Consider the following 10,549-nt stretch of genomic DNA (forward strand, 5'->3'; position numbering starts at 1 on the left):
TAGCACTGTCCGGAACGACCTAGAATCGACCTGAGGACACATGACGGAACAGATCAGCGGAACGACGGCGGCCGACATCGCAGACAGCGTGCGCGATCTGCGCGACCGCGGCGTGCTCGGCGCCGGCAGTCCGCTCCCCCCGGTGCGTGAGCTCGCCGCGATGCTCGGCGTGAACCGCAACACCGCGGTCGCGGCGTACCGTCAGCTCGCCCAGGCGGGTCTCGTCGTCTCGCGCGGACGCGCCGGCACGGTGATCGCGGGTCACGAATCCGTCCCTCAGGAGGGCTTCGCCGCCGACACCGTGCTCCGTGACGTCGGCACCGGCAACCCGGATCCGCGCCTCATCCCGGACCCGACGGCTGCGCTCGCCACGGTCGCCGGTCGCCCGGTCCTGTACGGCGAGCCGGTGATCGACCGCGGCCTGGAAGCCTGGGCGCGCGAGTGGATCACGAGTGACCTGGGTGACACCGACTTCCGCATCACGGTCACGAGCGGCGCGGTCGACGCGGTCGAGCGACTCCTCGCCCAGGCGCTCATGCGCGACGATGCCGTCGCCCTGGAAGACCCGTGCTTCCTGGCCAGCATCCACACCGTCCGCCTCGGAGGATACCGCGCGGTGCCGGTGCCGGTCGACGACGAGGGCATGACGGTCGAGGGACTCCGCGCGGCGCTCGACGCGGGGGTCCGCGCCGTCATCTGCACCCCGCGCGCCCAGAACCCGACGGGCACGAGCCTCTCCGCCCGACGCGCCGCAGACCTGCGCGCCGTGCTCGCCGACCACCCCTACGTGCTCCTCATCGAGGACGACCATTTCTCGATGCTCTCGCAGCGGAGCTACGAGACGCTGATCGGTCCCGAGCATCGACGCTTCGCGCTCGTGCGATCGGTGTCGAAGTTCCTCGGCCCCGACATGTGCCTCGCCATCGCCGCGACCGACCCGACCACGGCCGAGCGCCTCGCCATGAGGCTCAGCCCCGGAACGACCTGGGTCAGCCACCTCCTGCAGCGGCTCACGCTCGCTCAGCTGACGGATGCCGATGCCCTCGCCCGCATCACGACCGCTCGAGAGCATTACGCGGCTCGAAACGAGGCGTTCGCCGGGCGCCTGCGCGACGCAGGCCTCGATTCTCCGTCGACGGACGGACTGAGTCTCTGGGTGCGGCTTCCGAAGCCCGCCCGCGCCGTCGCCGAGCGCTTGATGCGCCGCGGCTGGCTCGCTCGGACGGGCGACGAGTTCGCGCTCGACGACCGCGGCGAACCCTCGCAGCACCTGCGCCTCACCGTGCACGACCTGTCCGACGAGGATGCGAAGACGCTCGTCGCCGACCTCGTCGCGGCGACCCGATGACCGACTCCCGCGGGCACCGGCCCGCCGCTCACGAAAGGATCGAGGAATGAAGGTCCTCTCCATCCAGTCCGCCGTCGCCTACGGACACGTCGGCAACTCCGCCGCCGTGTTCCCGCTGCAGCGCATCGGCGTCGAGGTGCTGCCCGTCTACACCGTGAACTTCTCCAACCACACCGGCTACGGCGCGTGGCGCGGACCGATGATCTCCCCCAACGACGTGCGCGAGGTCGTCACCGGGATCGAGGAGCGAGAGGCGTTCCCGGGGATCGACGCCGTGCTCAGCGGCTACCAGGGCGGCGAGGGCATCGGTGACGTGATCATCGACGCCGTCTCGCGCGTGAAGGCCGCGAACCCGGATGCCGTCTACGCCTGCGATCCCGTGATGGGCAACGCCAAGTCGGGATGCTTCGTCGCCCCGGCCATCCCGGTGCTGCTGCGCGAGAAGGTCGTGCCGGTCGCCGACATCATCACCCCCAACCAGTTCGAGCTCGGATTCCTCACCGAGACCGAGCCGGACACCCTGGAGTCCACGCTCGCCTCCGTCGACCTCGCGATGGCGATGGGACCGAGCACGGTTCTCGTCACGAGCGTCGAGCGTCCCGACCGCGAGGAGGGCACCATCGAGATGCTGGTGGCCGACGCGAAGGGCGCGTGGATCGTGCAGACGCCGCGCCTGCCCATGAAGGCCAACGGCTCCGGCGACGTGACGGCGGCGCTGTTCACCGCGCACTACGTCGAGACCGGCGACGCCAAGGTCGCGCTCGAGCGCACCGCGTCGAGCGTCTTCGACCTGCTGAGCCTCACCCTCGAGTCCGGTGAGCGGGAGCTGCAGCTCATCGAGGCTCAGGAGTTCTACGCCCACCCGCGAATGCAGTTCACGGCCCGCCAGGTGCGCTGAGGCGCGATCAGGCGGTGGGCCAGGCCGCGGACACCGCCTCGCGCACCTCGCCGAGCAGTTGCGGCAGCGCCTTCGTCTTGGCGATGATCGGGAAGAAGTTGGCGTCGGACTTCCAGCGAGGCACCACGTGCTGGTGCAGGTGCGCGTCGACACCTGCACCCGCGACGGCGCCCTGGTTCATGCCGAGGTTGAACCCGTCGCACCGCGACACCTCGCGCAGGACGCGCATAGCGATCTGCGTCAGCTCGCCGATCTCGGCGACCTCCTCGGGCGTGGCCTGATCGTAGGTGGCGATGTGCCGGTACGGGCACACGAGCAGATGGCCGGAGTTGTACGGGAACAGATTCAACAGCACGTAGGCGGTCTCGCCGCGCGCGACGATCAGCCGCTCGGCATCCGGGTACTTCGGCGCCTCACAGAACGGGCACTCCTCGCGCAGCGGCTCCGGCCCGGCCTGAATGTAGGCCATCCGGTGCGGGGTCCACAGCCGCTGGAACTCGTCGGGGACGCCGGCCAGCAGACCGGCGTCCTCGACGGAGGAGTGATCGTCGGTCACGCCAGGTCTCCGGCCTTCAGCACGAGGGCATGCGTCTCGATGGCGGAGCGGATGCGGCGGACGGCATCGGCCACCGGTACGCCGTTCTCCTGGGTACCGTCGCGGAAGCGGAACGACACGGTGCCCGCGGCGCGGTCCTGCTCGCCGACGATGAGGATGACCGGCACCTTGGCCGTGGTGTGGTTGCGGATCTTCTTCTGCATCCGGTCGTCGGAGTGGTCGACGTCCGCTCGCACCCCCGCGGCCCGGAGCTGCCCGATCACGTCGTCGAGGTACTCGCCGTACTGCTCGGCGACCGGGACGCCGACGACCTGGCTCGGCGCCAGCCACAGCGGGAAGTCGCCCGCATAGTGCTCGAGCAGGATCGCGAAGAAGCGCTCGACCGAACCGAGCAGCGCACGATGGATCATGACCGGTCGGTGCTTCTGTCCGTCGGATCCGGTGTACTCGAGCTCAAAGCGGTCGGGCTGGTTGAAGTCGAGCTGGATCGTCGACATCTGCCAGGTGCGGCCGATCGCGTCGCGCGCCTGCACAGAGATCTTCGGGCCGTAGAACGCCGCTCCGCCCGGATCGGCCACGAGCTCGAGGCCCGATTCGACCGCGACCTCGCGCAGAGTGTCGATCGCCGTCGACCACTGCTCGGGCTCGCCGAGGAACTTTGGGTTCCCCTCCTCGTTGGTCGAGAGCTCGAGGTAGAAGTCGTTGAGCCCGTAGTCGCGCAGCAGATCGAGCACGAGGTTCAGGTTGGTGGTGAGCTCCTCCTTCACCTGATCCTGGGCGACATAGATGTGCGCGTCGTCCTGCGTCAGGCCGCGGACGCGGGTGAGGCCGGACAGCGTCCCGCTCTTCTCGTAGCGGTAGACCGTGCCGAACTCGGCGAGCCGGAGCGGCAGCTCACGGTACGAGCGCCCGCGCGAGCGGTAGATGAGGTTGTGGAACGGGCAGTTCATGGGCTTCAGGTAGTAGTCCTGGCCCTGCCGGGTGACGTTGCCCTCGTCGTCGACCACCTCGTCGAGGTGCATCGGCGGGAACATGCCGTCGGCGTAGGTCTGCAGGTGCCCCGACGTCATGAAGAGGTCCTTCTTCGTGATGTGCGGGCTGTTGACGAGGTCGTAGCCGTTGCGGAGCAGGTGCTTGCGCAGGTTCTCCTCGATCTCGTAGCGGATGATCCCGCCCTTGGGGTGGAAGACAGCGAGCCCCGACCCGATCTCGTCGGGGAACGAGAACAGGTCCATCTCGCTGCCGAGCTTGCGGTGATCACGGCGTTCCGCCTCGGCCAGACGCTCCTGGTAGGCGCGCAGCTCGTCCTTCGAAGGCCAGGCCGTGCCGTAGATGCGCTGCAGCTGCGGGTTCTTCTCGCTGCCGCGCCAGTAGGCGGCGGCGATGCGCGTCAGGTCCCAGCCGTTGCCGATCATGCGCGTGCTGGGCAGGTGCGGCCCGCGGCAGAGGTCCTTCCAGACCACCTCGCCGTCGCGAGTGGTGTTGTCGTAGATCGTGAGCTCGCCCTCGCCGACCTCCACGGAGGCGCCTTCGGCAGCCTCTTTGCCGCCCTTGAGTCCGATGAGCTCGAGCTTGAACGGCTCGTCAGCGAGCTCGACGCGAGCCTCCTCGTCGGTGACGACCCGGCGCACGAAGCGCTGGCCCTCGCGGACGATGCGCTGCATCTCTTTCGTGATGGCCTTGAGGTCTTCGGGCGTGAAGGGCTCGGCCACGCCGAAGTCGTAGTAGAAGCCGTCGGTGACGGGCGGGCCGATGCCGAGGTTCGCCTGGGGGTTGATGCGCTGCACGGCCTGCGCGAGGACGTGCGCGGTGGAGTGGCGCAGGATGTCGAGCCCGTCGGGGCTGTCGATCATGACGGCCTCGACCTCGTCGGCGTCGGTCACGGTGGCGGCGAGGTCCTTGAGGACCCCGTTGACGCGCATCGCGACGACAGAACGGTCGGAGAACAGGGCGAAGCCGTCTTTCGGCAGGGCATCTTCAGGCACGGAACACTCCATCTGGGTCTCGATCTAGGCTACTCGCACGCCGGGCGCCCTCCGCCCGTCAGAGCCCTCCCTGCGCGTCGGCCGTCGATGCCGTCGGGGCGAGGACGATGATCGCGGCGCCGACGAGGGCGACCGCCGACCCGATCCAGTCCCACATCGTGGGGCGGAACCCGTCGACGATGATGCCCCACGCGAGGGAGCCGGCGATGAACACGCCGCCATACGACGCGAGGACGCGGCCGAAGTTCGCGTCCGGCTGCAGGGCGGCGAGGAAGCCGTAGGCGCCGAGCGCCATCACCCCGAGCACGGCGAACATCCACCCTCGATCCTCCTTGACCGACTGCCAGATGAGCCATGCTCCGCCGATCTCGGCGGCGGCGGCGAGCACGAAGAGGATGCTGATGCGGAGGACGGTCATGCGGCCACGGTAGCGTGGGCGGATGCTCAAGGACGTCGCACGCTGGTCGCTCGCCCTCCTTCTCACGGCAGCGGGGGTGATGCACTTCGTGAGGACCCGCGGCTTCCGCCTCGTCGTCCCCGATTGGGCGACGCGGTTCACCCGCCTCGACAAGGATGCGATCGTCGTGGCCTCGGGCGCGGTCGAGGTCGGCCTCGGTGCGGCGCTGATCGCCCTGCCCCGCGAACGGCGGCGGTTCGGGCTCGCGACAGCCGCCTTCTTCGTCGCCGTCTTCCCGGGCAACGTCCATCAGTGGCGCACGGGACGGTCGGCGCCCGGTCTCGACACCGATCGGCGCCGCTTCGTGCGCCTGTTCCTGCAGCCGGTTCTCGTGGCCTGGGCCGTCTGGTCGACGAGCGAGCGGAAGCCTACAGCGCGGCGGCGCCCGCGTCGAGGTCGGATGTGACGGCGGGCGCGAACGCCGTCGCCCGACGACAATAGGGGCATGTCCTCCCCCTCGGTCGTGTGGCTCCGCGACGATCTCCGTGTCGCCGACAATCCGGCTCTCCGCGCCGCGATCGACCGGGACGAGCCGCTCGTCGTGCTCTACGTGCTCGACGAGGAGTCGGACGGGGTCCGCCCGCTCGGCGGTGCGGCCCGCTGGTGGTTGCATCACTCGCTCGCCTCGCTCCGCGATCACATCGCGGACCTCGGCGCCCGGCTGATCCTCCGACGGGGTGCCGCCTTCGACGTCGTCCGCGGTGTCGTCGAGGACCTCGGCGCGTCGGCGGTCTTCTGGAACCGCCGTTACGGGGGCCCTGAGCGGGAGATCGACGCCGCGCTGAAGTCGTCGCTGCGCGAGGACGGCATCGAGGTCGCCTCGTTCGCCGGCTCCCTGCTCCACGAGCCGTGGACGGTGAAGACCGGCAGCGGGACCCACTTCTCGGTCTTCACGCCGTTCTGGCGGGCTGCGCGGGCGCTCCCCGCTCCCCGCGCTCCGCTCCCGGCGCCGCGGAGCCTCGACGGTGTGGGCAGGTCACCGGCCTCGGACGACCTGGACGACTGGCAGCTGCTGCCGACACGCCCGGACTGGGCGGGAGGACTCCGCGACACCTGGGAGCCGGGCGAGCAGGCAGCTCGTGCTCGGCTCCGCACCTTCCTCCGCGAGGATCTCGGCTCCTACGACCGCGCCCGTGACGAACCGTCGGCGGGCGCGACGTCTCAGCTCTCCCCTCGACTGCGCTGGGGCGAGCTCAGCCCGTTCACCGTCTGGCACGAGGCGATCGAGACGGAGGGCGCAGCGGGCTTCCTCTCCGAGCTCGGCTGGCGGGAGTTCGCCTGGCACACCCTGTTCCACTTCCCGGAGCTCGCGACGAGGAACCTCCGGAGCGAGTTCGACGCCTTCCCCTGGCCGACTCTGCGCCCGTCGCACCTCGAGGCATGGCAGCGCGGCGAGACCGGCATTCCGCTCGTGGATGCCGGGATGCGCGAGCTGTGGCACACCGGTTACATGCACAACCGTGTGCGGATGGTCACGGCATCCTTCCTCATCAAGAACCTCATGATCGACTGGCGTCGCGGCGAGGAGTGGTTCTGGGACACGCTCGTCGACGCCGACGGCGCGAACAACCCGTTCAACTGGCAGTGGGTCGCAGGCTCCGGCGCGGACGCCGCCCCGTCCTTCCGGATCTTCAACCCCGAGCTGCAGGCGAAGAAGTTCGACCCGCAGGGCCTGTACATCTCGGAGTGGGCGTCGGGCGCGCCGACCGAGCCGATCGTCGACCTCGGCGAGACGCGGAAGGCGGCACTCGCCGCCTACGACGAACTGCGCAGGTCGTCACGCACGCCCTGACGACGTCACCGGGTCAGGACGCGTAGCGCTCGACTCGGAGGACGCAGTCCAGGGTCTCATCCTGCACGGCGACCGTGGTCTCCCAGTCCGCGCTCGCTCCGGCGTCGATCGGGTCGACGTCCACCTGGGTGAGCGAGCGCGTGTCTCCGCCCTCCGTGAGGAGCGACACGTAGATGCGGTACGACGCGGCGGCGGCGCTCGAGTTCGTCACGGTGCCAGCGACCTCCCAGTGGTCACCGGCGAGCTCACACGTCTTGACCTCCGCGTCGGCGAGTGCCCCCTCGAGCCCTTCGCCGGAACCCGGGGTGTCGACGATGTCGGTGACTCCGGCCTGCGCCTCTTCCGTGGCCGTGGGCGTGGGCGTGGGCTCGGGCGCGGTGTCCGTGCATCCGGCGAGCACGAGACCGAGAGTCAGGGCGATTCCCGCAGTGAGCACCCCCTTGGCCGCCGGACGGCGGCCTGCGGTGATCTGCGGAGAGGTGCGGTGGTTCTGCATCGTGTCGCCTTTCAGTGCGGTGTCGCTAGGAGGTGAGGTTCTGGGGCCGGGACTCGCGGCGCCGGCGGCCGATGAGCAGGAGCACGAGGCCGCCGAGCAGGATCACAACCGCGCCGCCGACCAGCGGCCCGGGGTCGCCGCCGCCGGTGAAGGGCAGGAGCCCGTTCGGCGAGGGCTCCGGGAGACGCTCGGAGTCGGCGGCGACGTCGGTCACCGGCACCCCGGACTCGGCCTCCACGCTCGTCACCACGGCTCGCGACGTTACCACGGTGCCCTCCATCGCCGGGGTGATGACCACGGTCGCGACGGCCGTCACGCTCTGCCCGGGGAGAAGCACGCCCGGCTCCCCCGGCCACGAGTACGTGAGGGCCGAGAGCCCCGGGTACGGATCGCGGATCGAGACCCCCGTGAGGATGGTCGTGCCGGTGTTGGTGGCCGTGTAGCGGAAGACGAGCGTGTCGCCCGCGAAGCCCTTCTGGCCGTCCTGCACCGAGATGCTCATGCCCAGGCTGATGCGGGGATCGTTCGGCACGTCGACGCGAACGCTGTCGCTCGCGTCGACCTGCCCGCCGCCCGGTGTCGTCCCGACGGCGGAAGCGGTGTTGTCGATGTGCCCGCGGGTCACGTCGGCGAGGGTGATGACGTAGTCGGCCGAGAACGTCGCGGATTCACCGGCCCCGAGCACTCCGGGCACGCCGGGCCAGGTCACGGTGGGGGCTCCGAGGCCGACGAGGTCGTCGGTGACCGCGACGTCGGCGAGCGAGACGTTCCCCGTGTTCGTGACGGTGACGAGATAGCGCACCGTTCCTCCCTGCTGGGCGATGCCTGGGAGTTCGGCCGTCTTGTCGACCGAGAGCGACGGTGCCGCCGATATCAGGTTCTCTCCGGCGTCGTCGTCGCCGACGATCGTTCCCCCGCCGTTGCCGGTGGCGGTCGCCACGGAACCGATGCGTCCCGCATCGACGTCGGCCTGGGTGAGGGTGTACGACGCGACGGCGGTCGCGGTCGCCCCGGGAGCCAACACGCCGTCTGCTCCGGGCCACGTGATCCGAAGATCCGTGAGCCCGGCCTGCCCGTCGGCGAGGGTGATCCCGCGCAGGGTCACGTTGCCCGTGTTCACGATCGTGAACGAGTAGTCGACACGGTCGCCGGGGCGTCCGGTCGCCCCGGTGGCGAGCACCTGGGACTTCTCGAGGTCGATGGACGGTGCGGAACCGGCCGTGGGGACCACGGACTCGGGCGACTCGGCGGTGACCGGGTCGCCGCCCGGCGTGAGCGCGCTGCCCGTCGCGATGTTCCGCACGGAGCCGGCGTCGATGTCGCTCTGCTGCACCGTGTAGGTCGCGGTGGCCGTGACCGACTGACCCGGTCCGAGGCGCCCCTCGACGGACGGCCACGCACCGTAGACGATGTCCGACAGACCCTCGAGCGGGTCGCTCAGCGCCACGGACGACAGGGTGAGCGTGCCGGTGTTGCGGAGCACGAAGTCGTACCGCACCTCGGATCCGAGCGCGCCGTCGCCGAGGCGCGTGCCGACCTTGTCGACCTCGAGCGAGCCCGTGCCGCCCGCGAGCGGGATGATCGTCACCGGCGAGCGGTGCATGACCGTGTCGCCGGCGGGAGTCGTACCGGTGCCCGTGGCGACGTTGCGCACCGTTCCGGCATCCACGTCGGGCTGGGTGACGAGATGCGATGCCGTGATCGTCACGGTCTGCCCCGGCAGCAGTCGACCGGGGTTCGCCGCCGAGGGCCACGTGTAGACGAAGCCGGTGAGTGCGTCGACCGTGTTGCTGAGCGTCACCCCGGTGAGCGTCGTGTTGCCGGTGTTCTCGATCGTGAAGGTGTACTGGATCGTGTCGCCGCGCACCCCGGTGTCACCCGCGGCGAGCTGCGCACTCTGCGTCGTGCGGATCGCCTGGTCGGGGTCGGTGGGATCGTCCGTCCGGATGGTGAACGGGTCGGAGCTGTCGGAGACCACGACACCCCGCGGCGACGTACCGAAGGAGGTCGCCACGTTGCTGATCGAGCCGGCGTCGACATCCGCCTGCGTCACCGTGTACCGGGCGACACCGCTGGCCGTGCCGCCGGGCGGCAGGATGCCGGTGGTCGAGGGGAACTCGATCTGCGGCGTGCTGAGACCCTGCAGGTCGTCCTGAAGGCGGATGAGCCGGAGCGTGACGTTGCCCGTGTTGGTGATATCGAACGTGTACTCGATGACGCTTCCCACACCACCCGTGCCGGTCACGTACGAGCCGCCCTTCACCGTGCGGATCGACGGCGCCTGCGCGGCGGTCGGCAGCGGATCGGTCGTCGAGCGGGCGGTCAGCACCGCACCCGCAGGAGTGGTCGCTCGGACGGATGCCGTGTTCTGCACCGAGCCGCGGTCGACGTCCTCCTGGGTGATCGCGTACGGCGCCGTGCCTGTCGCGACCTGCCCGGGCGCGAGCACGCCCGCGGTGCCCGGCCAATCGACCGTGACGGCTCCCACACCCGCGAGCTCGTCGGTGATGGCGACGCCCGAGAGCGTCACGGTGCCGGTGTTCTCGATGCGGAAGCCGAAGGTGACGCCGTCGCCGGCGGCGTTCGCGCCGGGGGCTGTGAGAGCGGCGGTCTTCGTGAAGACGAGTCCGGGCGCAGGAGCCAGCGATACCGTCGCGGGGGCGACGGCCGTGGCCGGGGCACCGCCGTTGGGTGGGGTGCCGGTCCCGGTGACGAGGCTCGTCACGCCGCCCGCGTCGACGTCGGCCTGGGTGAGCGTGTACGTCGCGGTCGCCGTGACCGACTGCCCGGGCACCAGTACTCCCTCCGTGCCCTGCCAGACATAGGTCGGCGCGCTGACGCCGGTGAGGGCGTCGGCGAGGGCGGCACCGCTGAGGGTGACGTTGCCGTCATTGGTGAGGGTGTACGACCACGTGACCACATCGCCCGCACGACCCGTCGCACCCGGAGCCAGAGCACCCGAGTTCTGCACCGACACCACCGGAGCCGCAGCCGCCGTGGGGACGATGCTCTCGGGC

General features: G+C 70.3%; 9 protein-coding genes. 4 read left to right on the forward strand and 5 right to left on the reverse strand.

The window, feature by feature from the left end; genetic code table 11:
- Positions 1–40: 40 nt before the first annotated feature.
- Positions 41–1,348: an aminotransferase class I/II-fold pyridoxal phosphate-dependent enzyme gene (locus AUC47_RS15835; RefSeq protein ID WP_096716132.1), complete on the forward strand. Its 1,308-nt coding sequence runs from the start codon at positions 41–43 to the stop codon at positions 1,346–1,348.
- A gap of 46 nt (positions 1,349–1,394) precedes the next feature.
- Complete coding sequence (gene pdxY / locus AUC47_RS15840) at positions 1,395–2,246, forward strand: pyridoxal kinase PdxY (protein WP_096716133.1); 852 nt, start codon at positions 1,395–1,397, stop codon at positions 2,244–2,246.
- A gap of 7 nt (positions 2,247–2,253) precedes the next feature.
- On the opposite strand, the gene AUC47_RS15845 is transcribed toward pdxY, so the two are convergent.
- The 3 genes from AUC47_RS15845 to AUC47_RS15855 form a co-directional block, all read right to left on the reverse strand.
- Positions 2,254–2,802 (reverse strand): HIT family protein, encoded by a 549-nt coding sequence (locus AUC47_RS15845; RefSeq protein ID WP_096716134.1) that lies wholly within the window; start codon positions 2,800–2,802, stop codon positions 2,254–2,256.
- Complete coding sequence (gene thrS, locus AUC47_RS15850; RefSeq protein WP_256999639.1) at positions 2,799–4,724, reverse strand: threonine--tRNA ligase; 1,926 nt, start codon at positions 4,722–4,724, stop codon at positions 2,799–2,801. Before thrS ends, AUC47_RS15845 begins: the two co-directional genes overlap by 4 nt.
- Before the next feature lie 121 nt (positions 4,725–4,845).
- Entirely contained in the window at positions 4,846–5,205 is a 360-nt protein-coding gene (locus AUC47_RS15855; RefSeq protein WP_096716136.1) for a YnfA family protein, read from the reverse strand.
- 22 nt (positions 5,206–5,227) lie between these two features.
- Between AUC47_RS15855 and AUC47_RS15860 the strand changes: the two genes are divergently transcribed.
- Positions 5,228–5,650, forward strand: a complete 423-nt coding sequence (locus AUC47_RS15860; RefSeq protein WP_096716137.1) for a DoxX family protein — start codon at positions 5,228–5,230, stop codon at positions 5,648–5,650.
- A 39-nt stretch (positions 5,651–5,689) separates the two neighbouring features.
- A complete protein-coding gene (locus tag AUC47_RS15865) occupies positions 5,690–7,036 on the forward strand; it encodes a cryptochrome/photolyase family protein (protein ID WP_096716138.1) in 1,347 nt (448 codons plus the stop codon).
- 13 nt (positions 7,037–7,049) lie between these two features.
- Here the strand turns inward: AUC47_RS15865 and AUC47_RS15870 are convergent, their stop codons facing one another.
- Positions 7,050–7,532 (reverse strand): hypothetical protein, encoded by a 483-nt coding sequence (locus tag AUC47_RS15870; protein ID WP_218838230.1) that lies wholly within the window; start codon positions 7,530–7,532, stop codon positions 7,050–7,052.
- A 25-nt stretch (positions 7,533–7,557) separates the two neighbouring features.
- A partial coding sequence (locus AUC47_RS15875) for a DUF7507 domain-containing protein (RefSeq protein WP_143740756.1) occupies positions 7,558–10,549 on the reverse strand: 2,992 nt, incomplete at its 5' end.

The organism is Microbacterium sp. SZ1 (assembly GCF_002362255.1).
Taxonomy (GTDB): Bacteria; Actinomycetota; Actinomycetes; order Actinomycetales; family Microbacteriaceae; genus Microbacterium.